The sequence below is a fragment of the Parasutterella secunda genome (assembly GCF_024733725.1).
Classification (GTDB): domain Bacteria; phylum Pseudomonadota; class Gammaproteobacteria; order Burkholderiales; family Burkholderiaceae_F; genus Aphodousia; species Aphodousia faecalis.
Map to the genome: position 1 here is coordinate 1 of NZ_JANRHP010000009.1, position 18,064 is coordinate 18,064.

Here is an 18,064-nt window from a genome sequence, read left to right on the forward strand (position 1 = left end):
AGAGCCAAAAGCTGTGACGCCGGAGAAGGTTCGTCTCGAAATCTTTTGTGGTGCAAGTGATAGTTATCTGTAGTCCCATTGAGAAGAGATTCTCAATGGGAGCGGGTAAAAGAGCTTGCACTTGGTCAAAAGAAACCTTCCCTCTTCAGAGGGGAGTTGTTTAGCAATGTCTTTTTCTTTATCCTTCAAGTAGCCGTTGATCACAAAAATATTTTTCAAAAAGCGTTGCGTCAGTTGCCGATTTGTTTTGTGTTCGGGATGATTTTTGATGTGGCTTTATGGATTAGCGCTCATGTTGTTCCGCAAAACTATATTGAGCAAGTTTTAATGGCTTTTGCGGGCAGTGCCTTAACCGGCCTTGGTATCGCATCCATGGTGTTTGCCCGTTTGGCCATTTTGCCGCCGGAAGGATTTGTGTTGGCTGTTATGAATCGATGGGGTGGCTCTTTTGGAACACTTCGCATGACGGTTGATTTATTTTTGCTCGCAAGCGCGGCCATTCTCTCGCTTTTGGTTTTTGGAACCATTTTGGGTATTCGCGAAGGGACTTTGATTACTGCGGTTTGTTCCGGTCCGATCGCCAAACAGTTTCTGAAAGTCTGGGGAAGACTTTTTCCGAAGCATCGTCCGATTGACTAAAAAATTTATTCGCATTAAAGCTGAAAAGAACAGGTACCTTGTTCTAAAATAACAGACTGTATTGACAGATTTTTCCGAAGAGTTTTTTTTCGGGAACGCTTTCGCGCGAGCGTTGCGCTTTTGAGGTTTTTTATGAATGAAACAGTTCTTTTTCTGGTGATCGGCGCGGCCGTGATCTTAGTGGGCTTGTTTTTATGGTCCAGAATGGAAGCCAAGAAAAATGACCAAAGCAAAGTCGGTTTAAGTAAAGAATCCAGAGATGAAATATATCAGCGGATGACCCAAATCCGACCGCCGATGCGCGAGAACAATCAGAAAGATCTTGTCTCACAGCTAAAAGGGGACGAAGCGCTGTCGGAAAGCTCTTTTGATGTCGTTGATGTCAAAGATCATGATGTGCCGGCTGCCTCAGAAATTCAGCTCAAACCCGCTCAAAATCAAACCCCAGTGTCTAACGCTGCTGCTGTTGTGACACCGATGGTTTCAACGGCTGCTCCGAAAGCATCGGCTAAGGAAGAGTCTCCCAAAGACACGCATGAAGCGACTCAAGAATCTCTTAATTTCGACTCGCCCGCCAAGCCAGCAGAAGAGCTTAAACCAACAGAGAAAGATAAAGAAGAACCCGTTGTTGCGCCGACGGCTTTCCCGAAAGAAGGCTTGGCACGGTTTAAGTACGATGAAGTAACCGAAACGGTCGGCATGGTTCAGTCGGTTCGTCCGATTGAAGGGGCCAAGATGATGGAAATGGTGGCAACCCTTCAAAAGTTGGGGCTGGCTCTTCGCATTTATGTTCGTCGAGTGGACAATAAGCGCTGGTATCAGCCGAGCGCCGTTGGTCGTTACAATGAATTGGCGGTTGTGCTTTTGTTGGCAAACCGTCAAGGTTGCATCAATGAAATGGATGCAAGTCGTTTTGTGATTACGGTTCAGCAAATCGGTATTGCGCTTGAAGCCGATAGCGATACGGAAGCCACGCACGAGATCGTCAAACGGGCTCAGAAACTTTATAACGATGTGCTGCGTTTGGACGTGCAATTGAATTTTGTGATGGCCTCTAAAGAACCGCTCAATCCCAACGATGTGGCTGAAGCCGCGCGCCTTGCCGGCTTCACACAACTTAATCCTGTGCGCTATTTCTTGGGCAGTGTTCGAGACATCGCTTCGGCCACCATTTTCCTTACGCACGACGATTTTGACCGCCGCTATTTGACGCTCGCTTTGGATGCACCGTTGGCGCAACCTGATTCCAATCCGCTTCGCACTCTTTTTAGCGTTGCCAACGATTTGTGCGCCCGCTTGAATCTGCAGCTTCAAGACTCGCGTGACCGTGCGATCAATACCGAGTCGGCCCAATCCATCAATCATCAGTTAAAGAAGTACTACGGTGAAATGATCAAAGCCAACATTGAACCGGGTAGCCCCCGCGCCCGAGTGCTCTTTACTCGTGATTAACACACTTAAGAAAGGGAGCGGCCTTGAAGGTCGCTCTTTTCGCTCTTATGACTGAAAAACAATCAAACGCCACTTTGAGTTTATTTGACGATTTTCCGGAAAACGACGATAAGCTAGATCATCAGGCTGCGGCCGCTCGTATGCGTGCGCTCGAAAAAGATCTGGAACGTTGGAACTATGAGTACTATGTGCTCGATGCACCAAGCGTTCCTGATAGTGAATACGACAAAGCTTTCAGAGAGCTTTCTGAACTTGAAAAGCAATTCCCGGATTTAAAGTCGCCTGCCTCGCCGACTCAACGAGTGGGCGGAGAAGCGCGCAGTGATTTGGCTAAAGTTCGTCACGCGGTTCCTATGCTCTCAATTCACACCGAAACGGACTTTGAAGCGCAGGGAGCGCAAGCCTTTGATGAGCGGGTAAGAAAGGGCTTGGGATTAGGTGAGACAGACGATGATGTGGCCTACGATGTCGAACTGAAGTTTGACGGTTTAGCCATGAATCTTCGCTATGAAAAGGGTATTTTGGTCTCGGCCGCTACACGCGGAGATGGGCTTATCGGTGAAGATGTCACGGCCAACGTTAAAACCATTCGAACGATTCCGCTTCATTTGCCAGAGGGTGTGCCGGATATCCTTGAGGTGCGTGGTGAAGTCATCATGCATAAGGCCGACTTTGAGCGTCTCAATGACGAGCAGCGGCTTGACGGCTTGAAACCGTTCGTGAATCCCAGAAATGCCGCGGCCGGCTGCCTTCGTCAATTGGATCCCAAAGTAACCGCTAAACGGAAACTTTCGTTTTACGCCTACGGTTTGGGAGAAGTGAGCGCCGCCGTTGCCCTTACCCATAGCGGCATTTTGGATAAGCTCGAAAAATGGGGTTTCCCTGTTGCTAAAGAGCGCCGTGTCGTTAAGGGCTGGAAGGCACTGGCTGAATTTCACGATTGGGTGAAGTCGATTCGTCAGAGCCTGCCTTTTGAGATCGATGGGGTCGTGTATAAAGTCAATGATTTGGCTCAGCAGAATGAATTGGGTTTTATTTCTCGCGAGCCGCGTTGGGCGTGTGCCCACAAATACCCTCCTGAAGAGGCGATGACAAGCGTCGAAGATATTGATGTGCAGGTGGGGCGCACCGGGAAGCTAACGCCGGTTGCACGGCTTAAGCCTGTTTTTGTCGGTGGCGTGACGATTTCAAATGCCACACTTCATAACGAAGATTTTATTGCCGAACTAGGACTTAAGATCGGCGATACGGTGGTTGTCAGACGGGCTGGCGACGTCATTCCTGAAGTGGTTCGCGTGTTATCCGACAGACGCACAGGAAAAGAACGTGATTTTGTGATGCCCGATCATTGTCCCGTATGTGGCTCGGAAACCTTCCGGGATGAAGAGGAAAAAGATACCCGATGCACGGGCGGTCTTTTCTGCCCGGCTCAGAGAAGAGAGTCGTTGGTTCATTTTGCCTCACGTTTGGCGCTTAACATTGACGGCTTGGGAGAAAAGGTCATTGATCAACTGCTTGAGGCCGAACTCATAAAAACGCCCGCCGATCTTTATAAGCTCACTGACGAAAAGCTGTTGTCACTGGATCGTTTCGGTAAAAAGAGCGCGGCTAACTTATTGGCAGCCTTAGAAAAAAGTAAAGAGACAACGCTTGCTCGTTTTATCTACGCTTTGGGAATTCGCCATGTCGGTGAAAGTACGGCAAGAGACTTGGCTTCGCATTTCAGAAGCCTCGATAAATTAATGCAGGCTGACGCGGATGCTCTTTTACAAGTCAATGATGTTGGAGAGGTTATCGCGCAGTCCATTATTCACTTTTTTGAAGAGTCACATAATCGAGAAGTCATCGGTGAATTGCTTGCCGAGGGTGTGCATTGGCCAACGCCTGAAGCGGTTGCGGTCAATGAAAAAGTCTCAGGTAAGACTTTTGTGCTCACCGGTACGCTTCCCAACATGGGACGTGAAGAAGCCAAAGCGCTTCTATTAGCACAAGGCGCCAAGGTTGCTTCCAGTGTCAGCAAGAAAACCGACTATGTCGTTGCGGGGGCTGAGGCCGGCAGTAAATTAGAAAAGGCTCAAGCTTTGGGTGTAACCATAATTGATGAAGCGCAGATGCTTGAGCTGCTGAAAGGACAATAATCATGTTAGGTTTGATCGTTGGTAGCGGTTTTGAACATTTCGAACTCGTTGATGTCAAAACAAAGACTGTCGAGACACCGTTTGGTGAAGTCGAATTAGACGTTGGTCTGATGGAAAACAAAGAAGTTGCTCTTTTGCATCGTCATGGGAAAGACCACCATTTGGCTCCGCACCAAATTCCATATCGCGCTCAAATGTGGGCTTTGAAGGAACTCGGTGTAAAGACGGTTGTTGCCGTGGGATCGGTTGGTGGAATGGCGGCGGAAAATGCCCCCGGGCACTTTACGGTTCCTGATCAGATTGTTGATTACACCTTTGGTCGGGAAAGCTCGTATTGGGGTGAAGCCGGTATGCCGATGACGCATATTGATTTCACCAATCCGTTTGATGAATCCGTGCGTCAGGCTATTTTGGGTGCGGCCCAAAGTGCCAAGATCTTTGTTCACAATCGTGGAACTTATGCTTGCACGCAGGGCCCGCGCCTTGAAACAGCGGCAGAAGTCAGACGGATGATCATGGACGGCTGCGACATGGTTGGGATGACAGCGATGCCTGAAGCCGCCTTGGCCAGAGAGCTTGGGCTTCGTTACGCGATGGTTTGCTTTAGTGTCAATTGGGCGGCCGGTTTGGTTGAAGGGACTTTGGATTTTGAAGCTATTAAGGCTAATATGAATCACTCTGTGAAGTCACTTGTGAAATTGCTCGGTGTCTTGGTTTTAGCCAATAATTTCTAAGAGGCGAAAATGAAATTAAGAAATTTTTCTATGGCTTTAATTTTAGGTCTCGGTGTTTCCTGCGCTTGGGCCGGAAGTATTTCCGCTTCAATGGTTCCGGCCGAAGTGAAAACCGCATTTGCCCAACAGTATCCTTCAGCACAAGTTATGGAATGGGATTTTGAGGACGATGAGAATGCCTATGAGGTTGAAGCCAGATTGGGACAAGCGGAAATCAAAGCGCTTTATCGTGAAAACGGGCAATTGATTTCTTCCAAGGAGGATGTCTCAGCCGATAAAATCCCGGCTCCTGTTTTAAAACAAATCCACGAAAAGTGGGCTAGAACTGAAGTTTTAGGGGCTAACAAAATTACCACTCCCAAAGGTGTTGTCTGGGATGTGGGATTGAAATTCAGAAATCGTTATCACAACGTGGAAATACACGAATAAGTCTGAATTGAGGCTGGAAGTTTTCTCCAGCCTCTTTACTCATAACTCGGGTGTCAGCACCTCCAATAAATCCTTTTCAATGGCAACCGTGGTAGGGATATCCTTGAGCGCTTCGCCATCAATCAAAAAGACGTCCTCCACACGTTCGCCCATCGTCATAATTTTCGCAGTTTGAAGATTAACATGATATTTATTTAATATTGTTGCAATATCAAATAACAATCCGATTCGGTCCATGCAAGTGATAGAGAGCAGATAATTTTTACCCGATTCATCGGCCTCGATATTAACGAGAGGCTGAAGCGGAAAATGGCGTGAGCGGCGGGAAAGTTTTCCGGGTTTTGTTTTTGGTAGCTCACGAGGATTTGACAACCATTCGGTGAGTTCATCGGCTAATTTTTCATTGAGTTCATCGATGTCTCTGCCTCCGTTATCAAAGACGACAAATGTATTGAAGGCTTTATGATCCAGTGTTGTGTAAATCCTTGCATCCAAAACCGAGAAACGTTTCTTTTGCAAGAATCCCAAAATACTGGCAAAAAGGCCGGTTCGGTCAGGGGTGTAGACAAGAATTTCGATACCGGCGTTTTGAGGCAGTATGCGTGTGGCCACAAAAGGCTCATCTGTCGGAAACACTTTGGCTAACGAAATGGTTTGCCAGGCAATGCTCTCGGCAGTATGCCTGAGGTAGTACTGAAGCGTGAGCGTTTTCCAGATGGCTTCGATTTTCTTTGGCGTCACCCCGGCCTTAACGATCATTTCACCGGCTTCTTTTTGTCTTTGAAGCAAAAGCGATTCTCTGTCCGGGGCACCGCCTTGGCGGACAAGCGGTAAGGTTTGCCAATAGAGGTCTTGAAGCAGTTGGCTCTTCCACTGTGTCCAGACTTTGGGGCCGGTGGCGCGAATATCGCAGACGGTGAGCAGAAACAGCCCGTTTAAACGATCTTCAGTTTGGACAATTTGAGCAAAGCGCTTAATAACATCCGGGTCAGAGAGATCTTGCTTTTGAGCAACAAGACTCATTGTTAAATGTTCACGAACAAGGAAAACCAAATAATCCGTGGTTTCTTGATCAATACCGAAGCGCTCGCAAAAGGCTTGGAGAATTTTCGCGCCTGCTTTTTCGTGATGACCTCCCAATCCTTTACCGATATCATGGAAAAGAGCGGCCAAAACTAAACGCCAATTGTCTTTCATACCTTGCATTAAACGTGTGCAAATGGGGTATTCGTGAGCGTATTCGCTTCGGGTAAAGTAGCGGATATTTCGCACAACGCGCATGGTGTGTTGATCGACCGTGTAGGTATGAAAGAGGTCATGCTGCATTTGACCGACGATGTGCTGAAATTCCGGTAAAAACAGTCCTAATATGCCCCATTGATTAAGATCCTGCAGCGCATGACTGACGCCATGAGGCATTTTAAGAATCTGCATAAACATGGCCTTATTGGCAGGGTCATCTCTGAATTGTTCGTCAATCAAGTCCCGGGCGCTCATTAATTCCCGTAAAAGTGAAACACTCAAGCGTTTGAGCGGCGCGGAACTCTCCAGTAGGTAAAAGGCTCTGAGAATGGCATTGGGATCATCTCTGAAAGCGCCCTCGTGAGTGATGTCCAGAGTATAGCCTCGTGCGATAAAGGTTCTGTCAATGACCGTTTCTTGAACATAGCCTTCGTCATAGAACTTGTCCTCAAACATCTGCATGAAGATGTCAGTTAATTGACGAACCGATTTAGCGGTCAAATAGTAGCGTTTCATCAATGCTTCGCTTGCAAGCTGATGTTCGGTGTCTTTATAGCCAGCTGCTTGAGCCAGTGCCGTTTGCAAATCGAAAATCAATCTGTCTTCATGGCGCCCGGCAATTAAATGAAGGTAAATTCGGAACGATTTGAGCGCGTGATGGACTTCTTTTAATTTATCGGCCTCTTGATTTGAAATAGTGCCCGCGGCAAGCATTTCTTCGGGCGTTGCGCCCATGCCGGCGGCGTGCGAACACCAAAAAAGCATATGCAGATCGCGCAGTCCGCCCGGGCTTTCCTTGACGTTGGGTTCAAGTGAGTAGGGGGTGTCTTCATGCTTTTGATGTCGTTGGCGCAATTCAAGCGCTTTAGCTCTGAAAAAGCCCGCCGCATCCATTTGACTGAAAAATTCTTTCTGTAGCCGCGCAAATAAAAGAAGATCGCCTTCTATCAGGCGGGCCTCCAAAAGAGCGGTTTGCACAGTGATATCTTTAGCGCTTTCCTCAAGAGCACTTTCAATGGTTCGGACACTGCTGCCGACCGTAAGTCCCATATCCCAAAGCTTCATCAGAAAACGCTCGATTTTCTCGGCCGTTTCTTGATCGGGATTTTGTTCTAGCAAAACCATGACATCCAGATCGGAATAGGGAAAGAGCTCCCGCCGACCGTACCCGCCCAAGGCAACCAGAGCAACGCGGCCAAAAATGCCTTCTGATTGCGCGAGTTGTTTAATGCACTCGTCGGCTGCGGCCGTGTGCCCTCTTAGATAGGTACTGACCCGGCCATCTTGCAAAAAACGCTGACCTAATTGAGCTGAGAGGTTTTTGAAGTTTTCAATGCAATTTGTCATGAGAGTGCCTGAAATAGACTTTTATCCTTGAAGTTTAGCCAAAATAGGTGATCCCCAACAGACTTTTGTTTTGTTACCATCAATGCGATTTGAGGTTCGTTGGCTGTATTGGTGGCCGACGAACGCTTGTGTATTTAATTTTTATGATGGGAAATGTTTTATGCGTCGGGTTGTTGTAACAGGATTGGGGGCAGTGTGCCCAATCGGCAATGATGTCCAAACAATTTGGGAAAACGCTCTTAAGGGAACAAGTGGCGTTGGGCCGGTGACTCGTTTTGATGCCTCTCAGTTTGGTTGCCAAATTGCCGCAGAAGTAAAAGATTTTGATGTCTCTCCCTATATGCCTATTAAGGAAGCCAGACGTTTTGACCGTTTCATTCATTTTGGGATTGCGGCGGCTTTTCAAGCTATTCGTGACAGCGGTTTAGATTGTGAACATGAAAATCTGCGCCGTATAGGTTGTGCGGTCGGATCCGGCATCGGTGGGATTCCGATGATTACCGACAATCACAAAACGCTTTTGGATCGCGGTCCTCGCCGAGTCTCTCCCTTCTTGATTCCCGGTTGTATTATTAATATGGTGTCTGGACAGCTTGCCATCATGACTGGCTTTAAAGGTCCGAACATGGCGCATGTGAGCGCTTGTTCGACGGGTTTACACAGTATCGGCGAAGCCGCTTGGATGATTAAGCGCGGTGATGCCGATGTGATGATTGCGGGCGGCACCGATGCTCCGATTTGCGCCTTGTCCATGGCCGGTTTCGACAGCATGCATGCCATGTCTCGCCGCAATGATGATCCCGCTCACGCTTCCCGTCCTTTTGATAAAGACCGTGATGGTTTTGTTTTCGGCGAAGGCGCGGGCGTCTTGGTCCTTGAAGACTATGACCATGCTTTGGCTCGCGGCGCGAAGATTTACGCTGAATTGGTGGGCTACGGTTTGACAGCCGATGCGCATCACATCACCACGCCCAATACCGAAGGTCCTTCCTATTGCATGCAAATGGCCATTAATCAGGCCGGAATTCGTCCTGAAGAAATTGATTATTTGAATGCTCACGGCACTTCAACGGTTTTGGGCGACGCTAACGAAACAAAAGCCGTTAAAGAAGTATTTGGTGAACACGCCAAAGAACTTGTGATCAGCTCTTCGAAATCAATGATCGGTCACCTTTTTGGCGGAGCGGGCGGCATGGAATCGGTTTTAACGGTTTTGGCACTGCACAATCAAGTCATTCCGCCGACCATTAACCTTGAAAATCCGGATCCGGAATGCGACTTAGATTACTGCGCTAATGAGGCTCGTGAAAAGACAATTCGTTACGCCATGAAGAATTCATTTGGCTTTGGCGGCACAAACGGAAGTCTTATCTTTAAGAAATTGGATTAAGCAAAAAGGAGTCACCCCCCAAACAAATCGGCCGCTCGGATTATTTCGGGCGGCCGGTTTGTTATACGATTAGCGCTTAATGTAGTCGGGGATCGGAGGATATCCATCAGAAAGGGTGAGTACTTCGTACCCCGTTTCCGTGACTAATACCGTGTGCTCCCACTGAGCGGAAAGACTGCGGTCAGCCGTCACCACGGTCCAGCCGTCATTGAGTTCGGAGATTTGACGGCGACCGGCGTTGAGCATCGGTTCGACCGTGAAAATCATGCCCGGTTTCATAATGACGCGGTTGTCCTGAGTGTTGTAGTGGCAAACAAACGGGTCTTCGTGGAAGTTGCGTCCCACGCCGTGACCGCCGTATTCATGAACAACAGACAAGCCTTCGGCGCGAGCCACTTTTTCACAGGCAATGCCGACATCGTTTAAAGGACGCCCCGGAGCAATCGCTGCGATTCCTCGCCACATACACTCATAAGTGGCTTCAACCAGGTGGCGTGCAGAGACGGAAATTTTATTGCCCACCATAAACATGCGGCTCGTATCACCGTAAAAGCCGTCCAGAATAACGGTTACGTCAATATTGACAATGTCGCCCTTTTTCAGTGTTTTTTCTGAGGGAATACCGTGACAGACAACATGGTTGACGGAAATGCAGGTCGAACCCGGGTAGGGTGTGAAGCCTTTGGGGGCGTACCCTAAGCAGGCCGACTTTGCACCGTGAGCGAGCATGAAGTCGTTCATGCGTTGATCAAGGTCGATTGTCTTTGCACCGGGTACGACAAATGGTTCAATAAAATCAAGAACTTCGCTGGCTAATCGGCAGGCCTTGCGCATGCCTTCGATTTCCTCAGCGGTTTTAATGACAATAGCCATGGTGAATCTTTTCTTACTTATTAAAATATTGAGAATTTTTTGCTTTTTTCAAGCCGATTTCGCATATAATAGCGAGCTGTGCGAAAAAAGCTAATTTTTTTCGTGTCGAGAAGCGGTTTTTTGGCTTTCCGTCCGCTTGCTCGGCTTTTTTATTTTCGGGAAGCTCTAATAGCGCAACGCGTCATCTAACGGTTGTTTTGCCATTTGGCCGCAATTGTCTGAACAGATGATCGGTCCGCAAAATAGCGGCGCGTTGTCAGAATGAAACCTTAGAAGGAAAAAATTATCATGGTTAGCATGCGCGAAATGCTCGAAGCCGGTTGCCACTTCGGTCACCAAACTCGCTTCTGGAATCCGAAGATGGGTCAATACATTTTCGGCGCCCGCAACAAGATTCACATCATCAACCTCGAAAAGACGGTTGTGAAGTTTGAAGAAGCCCTTAAGTTCGCTCGCGAACTCTCTGCCAAGGGCGGTAAGGTCCTGTTCGTTGACACCAAGCGCGGCGGTCGTGACACGATCGTTGCCGAAGCTCAACGCGCCGGTTGCTGCTATGTTGATCAACGCTGGCTGGGCGGCACGCTCACCAACTTCAAGACCGTGAAGCTCACGATCAAGCGTTTGAAGGACATGGAAGAAACCATCGCCAACGGCGGCTTGGAAAAGATGACCAAGAAGGAAGCTCTCGACTTCACCCGTGAAGTTGAAAAGTTGAACCGCTCCATCGGTGGTATCAAGGATATGGCAAGCTTGCCCGATGCTTTGTTCATTGTTGACGTCGGCTATCACAAGATTGCCGTTCAAGAAGCCAACAAGTTGGGCATCCCCGTGATCGGTGTTGTGGATACGAACTGCAGCCCGCTCGGCATCGACTATGTTATCCCTGGCAACGATGACTCGGCCAAGGCCGTTTCCATCTACGCCTCCGGAATGGCTGACGCCATTTTGTCCGGCCGTCAAGATAGCGAAGAAGGCTTGAAGGAAGTCGCCGGTGAAGAAGAATTCGTTGAAGTTGCTGAAGAAGCCTAATAAACTTCAATAGCGTTTTCTTTTTCGGGGCGAGGAGTTGAGTCAATGCCTCGCCCCTTTTTGAAATTCACAAACCAAACTCTACTGGAGAAATACATGGCCGTTATTACTGCCGCTATGGTTAAAGAATTGCGCGTCAAGACCGACGCTCCGATGATGGAATGCAAGAAGGCCTTGACCGAAGCCGATGGTGACATGGCTCGCGCCGAAGAAATTCTTCGCGTCAAGCTTGGCAACAAGGCTAGCAAGGCTGCCGCCCGTATCGCTGCTGAAGGTGTCGTGAGCATCTACATTGCTGAAGACGGCAAGCTTGGTTCTATTTTCGAAGTGAACTCCGAAACGGACTTCGTTGCCAAGAATCCTGAATTCCAACAAATGGCTGCTGATGCCGCTCGCTTGGTTGCCGAAAAGAACCCGGCCGACATCGCTGCTTTGGGCGCTTTGGAAGTCAACGGTCAAACGTTGGAAGCCATCCGCACGGGCTTGGTCGGTAAGATCGGTGAAAACATGACCTTCCGTCGCTTCAAGCGCGTTGAAGCTCAAGGTAAGCTTCATCAATACGTGCACGGCGGCTCCAAGATCGGTGTGCTCGTTGACATGATCGGCGGCAATGACGAAGTTGGCCACGACATCGCCATGCACATCGCCGCTTTGAAGCCGAAGGCCTTGGACGCCAACGGTGTTGATCCGGAACTCTTGGCCACTGAACGTCGGGTGGCTGTTGAAAAGGCTCGCGAAGCCGGTAAGCCTGAAGCCATGCTCGAACGCATCGCCGAAGGTACGGTTCAAAAGTATTTGAAGGAAGTCACGCTCTTGTCCCAACCGTTCGTTAAGAACGACAAGATGAGCGTTGCCGAATTACTCAAGCAAAACGGTGCTTCCATCGCCTCCTTCGTGCTCTTCGTTGTCGGCGAAGGCATTGAAAAGAAGCAAACTGACTTTGCTGCTGAAGTGGCCGAACAAATGGCCGCTGCTCAAAAGGCCTAACTATTTAGGATACTTTTGAACAAAAATAAAAGACTCCCGCTTCCCTTGATTGGGGTAAATCAGTCGGGAGTCTTTTTTTTGCTATTTTTTGAAAAGAGTGCCTTTTTCTTTCGTTTATTCATGCTAAGCGTAAGGCTTTTCATTAAAATGGCACTAACGCGTAGGTAACGATGCGCCTGCGGCCATGAAGTCGCAAGCGCACTTTGTTGTGCGCTTATGACTGAGCAATCATTTTCAGGAGTTCTATAAATGACGGAACAAACGCCTGTGAAGTACAAGCGAGTGCTTTTGAAGCTCTCCGGTGAATCTTTAATGGGACCGGATGCCTTCGGTATCAATCGTGAGACGATTCAATCAACGGTTGAAGATATTAAAGAAGCTTACGACATGGGAGTGCAGATCGGCATCGTCGTGGGTGGCGGTAACATTTTCCGCGGCGTGGCTTTAGGTTCAACCGGTATGGAGCGCACGCAAGGCGACCACATGGGGATGCTCGCCACGTTGATGAACGCGTTGGCTCTTCAGGATGCATTGCGTAAAAATGGCGTTGAAGCTCGAGTACAAAGCGCTTTGAATATCGAGCGAATCGCAGAATCCTATATTCGTGGCAAAGCGTTGCGTCATTTAGAAAAGGGCCGTATTGTGATTTTTGCGGCCGGTACCGGCAATCCTTACTTCACCACCGATACAACGGCCGCTTTGCGTGGCGCTGAAATCGGTGCTGACATTGTGCTTAAAGCGACAATGGTGGACGGTATTTATTCAGCGGATCCGAAGAAAGTGCCCGATGCCACGTTCTATAAGACCATCACATTCGATGAAGTGATCAAGCAAGATCTTAAAGTGATGGACGCCACAGCTTTTGCTTTGTGTCGCGAACAGAATTTGCCGATCAAGGTCTTTAATATCCGCAAGAAGGGCTCCATTGCCCGAGTTTGCCGCGGTGAAGATGAAGGCACCTTGGTCTACAACCCTTAACCAGAGACGCTAATCGTCAACGGAGTGATTTTTATGTCAATCAGTGAAATTCAAAAACAAACCGAATATAAGATGAATCGTACGGTGGAAACCTTGCGTGAAGATTTCATCAAGATCCGTACGGGTCGTGCATCCACCGGTTTGCTCGATCACGTGATGGTCGACTATTACGGTGCGATGACCCCGATTAATCAAGTTGCTCAAGTAGGCGTTGCTGATGCTCGCACGCTGACGGTTCAGCCCTGGGAAAAGACGATGGTGGCTCCGATTGAAAAGGCTATCCGTTCGTCTGATTTGGGTTTGAATCCGGCTACTTCGGGTATGCTGATCCGTGTACCGCTTCCTCCGCTTACTGAAGAACGTCGTCGCGAATTGACGAAGGTCGTTCGTCATTTGGGTGAAGAAGCCAAGGTGGCTGTGCGCAACTTGCGTCGTGACGCAAACGAACAGATCAAGAAGTTGACGAAGGCTAAGGAAATTTCTGAGGATGATGAATCCCGCGCCGAAAAAGAAATCCAAAAGTTGACGGATAACTTTGTGGTTGCCATCGATAAGTGCGTGGCCGAAAAAGAAAAAGAAGTGATGACGGTTTAATCAGCAACCGCCCCGATGAGTCAAACTAATCAAAAAGGCGGCGGGGCACCTTGCCACGTCGCCATTATTATGGATGGAAACGGCCGCTGGGCTCAGCGCCGTTTTCTGCCCCGTGCAGAAGGTCACCGGCGTGGTGTGCGAAGTGTACGCCGCGTTATCGAAGCTGCCGCCCAAAGCGGCGTGCGGTATCTGTCCCTTTTTGCTTTCAGCAGCGAAAATTGGAAACGTCCTGCCGACGAAGTCAATGCTTTAATGGGACTGTTTGCCACAGCTCTCAAAAAAGAAGCTCAGGCAATGCGGGAAAACGGCGTTAAGCTTCGTGTCGCAGGGGACCTTTCTGCATTTTCCAAAGACATTCAAGAAAGCATTAAAGAAAGTGAAGCCATGACCGCTCATGGTGAGACCATGACACTGACCATTTGCGCCAACTATGGCGGCCGATGGGATATCGTAGAAGCTTTCCGAAATATTTTGCGCAAGGATCCTTCCATTGCCCAAGAACCTGAACGGGTGACCGAGGCATTGGTGGATGCTAATTTAGCTTTCGATTGGGCGCCGCCCGTGGATTTGATGATCCGCACAGGGGGCGAGCAGCGCATTAGTAATTTTATTTTGTGGCAGGCGGCTTATGCCGAGCTCTACGCCTCGCCTCGTTTATGGCCTGACTTTGATGAAAATGATCTCAAAGAGGCCCTTGATTGGTATGCCGGCCGTGAACGTCGGTTTGGCATGACCGGAGAACAAATTAAAGCCCTCGGCCACGGAGAGTGACGATGCTGAAGCAACGTGTGATTACGGCTATTGTTTTACTGCTGATTTTGATCGGCTCATACTGGTTAGGACCTGTTGAATTTGCCGGAGTGATGGCCGTCGCATTTATCCTCGCTCAGTGGGAGTGGCTGAAACTGGCAGGTTTAAGTTCAGCCGTCTCCGCAGTCATCGCTATTCTTGTCGGCGGATCTATTTCAGGGCTCACTTATCTGGCTTATCTCGATTTGCAGATGATCGATCAGGCTGCCCGTGAGTACCAAATGCTCTATGCCAACCTTTCGGGCATTTTTGTGATGTACCTTGCCGTCATCACGTTGCTTTGGGTCGGTATCTCCATCCGCGTTTTCTTTGCTAGAAATACCGGTTTGCCCGTCAATAAAGTGGTGGTCGGTGTAACTGGCGTATTCTTTCCTCCAGCGGCTTGGTTGGCTTTTGTGGCCATGTACGCCTCTTTTGGCATCACCATGGTGATTTCACTTTTGGCCATTGTTTGGGTGGCTGACATCATGGCCTACTTCACCGGCATGGCTTTCGGTAAACACCGCATGTCTCCGGCTATCAGCCCCAAAAAGAGTTGGGAAGGAGTTGCGGGAGGCATGTTGAGCGTGATGATTTTAGGGCTTATCCTTGCCTGGTTCTTCTCTTGGATGAATACTATTCCTGGTGTGATCGTTGAGTCCATGGGGGTTGTGGCCTGGATTGTTGCCGCTTTCATTTTGGTCTCCCTTTCGATTGTGGGGGATTTGTTTGAAAGTGCTTTGAAGCGTCAGGCAGGCATCAAAGATTCCAGTAATTTATTACCGGGTCACGGCGGCTTTTATGACCGTCTTGATGCCATGATGCCGACACTTCCGGCCGGTTTTCTTTTGACCGTATTGATTCTCTCGGGAACAATCGGCTAATTGAGTAGATTGGATTAAATAACCGTTATGCAGAATATTGCCATTTTCGGTGCAACGGGGTCGATCGGGGGATCGACCCTTGATGTCTTGTCGCACTATAAAGATCGTTATCGAGTTTTCGCTTTAACAGCCAATAGCCGAGTAGAGGAATTGGTCCGTCTTTGTGAATCACATCACCCCCGAATCGCTCTTGTGGCCGATGAGTCTAAAAAAGGAAAGTTAGCCTCTGCGCTCAAAACTCGAGGACTGACTGACATTGAAGTATGGGCGGGGGAATCGGATTTGGTGCGATTGGCTGCTTTGCCTGAAGTCGATGTTGCGGTTTTAGCCATTGTCGGGGCGGCGGGGTTGGCGCCGACTTTTTCGGCTGCGCGAGCCGGTAAACGTTTACTGTTAGCCAATAAAGAAAGCGTTGTGTGCGGCGGAGCCCTTTTGATGAATAGTATCCGAGAGCATGGTGCTGAACTGCTTCCTGTTGACAGTGAACACAATGCGATTTTTCAGTGCTTGGCTTGCGCTAGTGAAGAAGACAGAAAAAACGCACGGCTTATTCTGACGGCTTCCGGTGGTCCTTTTAGAAAGCGCATGGACTTAACCGAGGTGACACCCGAAGATGCAGTTGCCCACCCGACATGGAACATGGGACGCAAGATTAGTGTTGATAGCGCCACGTTAATGAATAAGGGGCTCGAAGTGATTGAGGCGTCCTGGCTCTTTGGCTTTCCGCCCGATCGCATCGATGTGGTGATTCATCCGCAAAGTTTGATTCATTCAATGGTTCAATACGCTGACGGCTGCATCCTTGCTCAAATGGGGGCTCCTGATATGCGCACACCCATCGCTTATTCGTTAGGATGGCCGAAGCGTCTCGATGGTTTTGCCAAGCGAGTCGATTTTGCAGCTTTGGGCAGCGTGACTTTTGAGGCACCCGATATTCAACGCTTTCCGCAATTGGGATACGCCTATGAGGCTTTGCGCATGGGCGGGGCGGCGAGCATCGTTTTAAATGCTGCTAATGAAATTGCCGTTGAGGCATTCCTGGATCGCAGAATTCGTTTTCTTGATATCGCTCGAGCCTGCCGTCAAATGATGGACAGCCTGGTTCTTGCGGCTCCGAAGTCTTTAGAAGAGGTTTTGGCAGCAGACCGTGAAGCCAGAATCAAAACCCGTGAGGTGATCGCTCAATGGTGACGGCCCTTTTAGCCTTTGCCGTTGCGCTCGGCATTTTGATTACATTTCACGAACTCGGCCACTATCTTGTTGCGAGACTGTGCGGTGTAAAAGTTCTTACTTTTAGTTTTGGTTTCGGTCCCAAGCTTTTCAGTAAACGTTTGGGCAGAGACAAAACCGAGTGGTGCATTTCTGCGTTACCCTTGGGTGGCTACGTTTCGATGTTGGACGAGCGCCAAGAGGGGATGGTGGTAGATCCTGCGGAAGCTCACCGAGCTTTTAATCGTCAATCCGTTTATAAGCGTTTTGCCATCGTTGCGGCCGGTCCCATAGCCAATATTCTTTTGGCCATTATTTTTTATGCCATTATGGCTTGGAGCGGTCAGCCGGAAATTCGTCCGGTCATGGATACGCCGGTTGCTCAATCACAAGCCGCGCAACTTCAAATTCAGCGTCTTGACCAAGTGGTCAGTTTCGGTGACAAGAAAATCGAAGGCTTGGAAGATTTCAACTGGGCGATTTTGGAGCATATCGGTGAATCCAATGTCCCCTTGGTTTTGGATCGGGGAGGTACCCGTTTTACGGTTGATTTTGATTTAAGAGATATCAAAATTGATGAAGACAGTACCAGTCCCTTTGCTCAGCTAGGCATTAATCTTTGGTACGGTTATCCGGTCCTTTTTAATATTCAAAAAGGTTCTCCGGCGGCTCTGGCCGGAATTAAGGATGGCGACGTTGTCTTGAGCGCTGACGGCCGTTACGGTTTGTCTGTGCAGGAGCTTGTCAATTACATCAAGGATCAAGGCGAAACCTCTATTCGTTTGGTGGTTCAAAATGAAGAGGGACAAGCTCGTGAAGTGATCGTTCGACCGGAAGTTCGCGCCGTTGACGATGGCAAGGGTAATCTCGTTGAGCGCCCGGTTATTGGCGTGAACGTTGGAATTAAGCCCAATTTGATTTGGCTCTCCAAAGGCCCTGTTGATGGGTTAATGGCTGGCGTTGACCGTACCATTTCAATTACAAAGACAACGTATAAGGCTGTGGTACAAATGATCACAGGAGAGGCCAGCACGAAAAACCTCACCGGTCCCGTGACCATCGCCGATTATGCGGGTAAAACCGCCCAGATGGGCTGGCGCGTTTATTTATCCTTTTTGGCTATGATTTCGGTCAGTTTGGGCCTTTTGAATTTACTGCCGATACCGTTGTTAGACGGGGGACACCTCCTGTATTATTTGGTAGAAATTCTGAGAGGCAGGCCATTGCCCGAGTGGGCGATGCAAGCTGGCCAGAAAGTGGGACTGTTAATTGTTTTGGCATTGGGGGCTTTAGCCCTTTCCAATGACTTTATAAGGCTGATACAATAGGCCATCCGAGCAAATCGTTATA

Annotated in this window: 16 protein-coding genes; 14 read left to right on the forward strand and 2 right to left on the reverse strand. The window is 48.9% G+C overall.

What is annotated here, in order from left to right:
* Positions 1-156 precede the first annotated feature (156 nt).
* The 5 genes from NW199_RS08045 (at position 157) to NW199_RS08065 (ending at position 5,392) form a co-directional block, all read left to right on the forward strand.
* Positions 157-639, forward strand: coding sequence for a DUF6198 family protein (locus NW199_RS08045; RefSeq protein WP_258334256.1), 483 nt, complete (start codon positions 157-159; stop codon positions 637-639).
* A gap of 132 nt (positions 640-771) precedes the next feature.
* On the forward strand, positions 772-2,091 hold the full coding sequence (locus tag NW199_RS08050; protein ID WP_249092392.1) for a hypothetical protein: 1,320 nt from the start codon (positions 772-774) through the stop codon (positions 2,089-2,091).
* 47 nt (positions 2,092-2,138) lie between these two features.
* On the forward strand, positions 2,139-4,229 hold the full coding sequence (gene ligA / locus NW199_RS08055) for an NAD-dependent DNA ligase LigA (RefSeq protein ID WP_491745521.1): 2,091 nt from the start codon (positions 2,139-2,141) through the stop codon (positions 4,227-4,229).
* Positions 4,230-4,231: 2 nt separating this feature from the next.
* On the forward strand, positions 4,232-4,963 hold the full coding sequence (locus NW199_RS08060; RefSeq protein ID WP_258334257.1) for an S-methyl-5'-thioinosine phosphorylase: 732 nt from the start codon (positions 4,232-4,234) through the stop codon (positions 4,961-4,963).
* Between the two features lie 30 nt (positions 4,964-4,993).
* The gene (locus tag NW199_RS08065; protein WP_258334258.1) at positions 4,994-5,392 is read left to right on the forward strand and encodes a PepSY-like domain-containing protein; all 399 of its coding nucleotides are present in this window, start codon (positions 4,994-4,996) and stop codon (positions 5,390-5,392) included.
* 39 nt (positions 5,393-5,431) lie between these two features.
* Here NW199_RS08065 and NW199_RS08070 read toward each other — a convergent pair whose 3' ends face one another.
* Complete coding sequence (locus NW199_RS08070) at positions 5,432-7,981, reverse strand: [protein-PII] uridylyltransferase (RefSeq protein WP_258334259.1); 2,550 nt, start codon at positions 7,979-7,981, stop codon at positions 5,432-5,434.
* 160 nt (positions 7,982-8,141) lie between these two features.
* Between NW199_RS08070 and fabF the strand changes: the two genes are divergently transcribed.
* Positions 8,142-9,371, forward strand: coding sequence for a beta-ketoacyl-ACP synthase II (fabF, locus tag NW199_RS08075; protein ID WP_258334260.1), 1,230 nt, complete (start codon positions 8,142-8,144; stop codon positions 9,369-9,371).
* Positions 9,372-9,440: 69 nt separating this feature from the next.
* Here the strand turns inward: fabF and map are convergent, their stop codons facing one another.
* Positions 9,441-10,244, reverse strand: a complete 804-nt coding sequence (gene map, locus NW199_RS08080; protein ID WP_249092397.1) for a type I methionyl aminopeptidase — start codon at positions 10,242-10,244, stop codon at positions 9,441-9,443.
* A gap of 288 nt (positions 10,245-10,532) precedes the next feature.
* Between map and rpsB the strand changes: the two genes are divergently transcribed.
* The 8 genes from rpsB to rseP all read left to right on the forward strand — a co-directional run bounded on the left by rpsB (position 10,533) and on the right by rseP (position 18,042).
* Positions 10,533-11,273 carry a 30S ribosomal protein S2 gene (gene rpsB / locus NW199_RS08085; RefSeq protein WP_258334261.1) on the forward strand — a complete coding sequence of 247 codons (741 nt, stop codon included), beginning with the start codon at positions 10,533-10,535 and terminating at the stop codon, positions 11,271-11,273.
* A gap of 96 nt (positions 11,274-11,369) precedes the next feature.
* Positions 11,370-12,260: a translation elongation factor Ts gene (gene tsf, locus NW199_RS08090; RefSeq protein ID WP_258334262.1), complete on the forward strand. Its 891-nt coding sequence runs from the start codon at positions 11,370-11,372 to the stop codon at positions 12,258-12,260.
* 249 nt (positions 12,261-12,509) lie between these two features.
* Positions 12,510-13,238: a UMP kinase gene (pyrH, locus tag NW199_RS08095; protein ID WP_258334263.1), complete on the forward strand. Its 729-nt coding sequence runs from the start codon at positions 12,510-12,512 to the stop codon at positions 13,236-13,238.
* Between the two features lie 33 nt (positions 13,239-13,271).
* On the forward strand, positions 13,272-13,832 hold the full coding sequence (gene frr, locus NW199_RS08100; RefSeq protein WP_258334264.1) for a ribosome recycling factor: 561 nt from the start codon (positions 13,272-13,274) through the stop codon (positions 13,830-13,832).
* A gap of 15 nt (positions 13,833-13,847) precedes the next feature.
* Complete coding sequence (gene uppS, locus NW199_RS08105) at positions 13,848-14,603, forward strand: polyprenyl diphosphate synthase (RefSeq protein ID WP_249092401.1); 756 nt, start codon at positions 13,848-13,850, stop codon at positions 14,601-14,603.
* A gap of 2 nt (positions 14,604-14,605) precedes the next feature.
* The gene (locus NW199_RS08110; RefSeq protein ID WP_258334265.1) at positions 14,606-15,505 is read left to right on the forward strand and encodes a phosphatidate cytidylyltransferase; all 900 of its coding nucleotides are present in this window, start codon (positions 14,606-14,608) and stop codon (positions 15,503-15,505) included.
* 27 nt (positions 15,506-15,532) lie between these two features.
* Positions 15,533-16,696, forward strand: coding sequence for a 1-deoxy-D-xylulose-5-phosphate reductoisomerase (locus NW199_RS08115; RefSeq protein ID WP_258334266.1), 1,164 nt, complete (start codon positions 15,533-15,535; stop codon positions 16,694-16,696).
* Complete coding sequence (rseP, locus tag NW199_RS08120; RefSeq protein WP_258334267.1) at positions 16,690-18,042, forward strand: RIP metalloprotease RseP; 1,353 nt, start codon at positions 16,690-16,692, stop codon at positions 18,040-18,042. Before NW199_RS08115 ends, rseP begins: the two co-directional genes overlap by 7 nt.
* Positions 18,043-18,064: the final 22 nt, after the last annotated feature.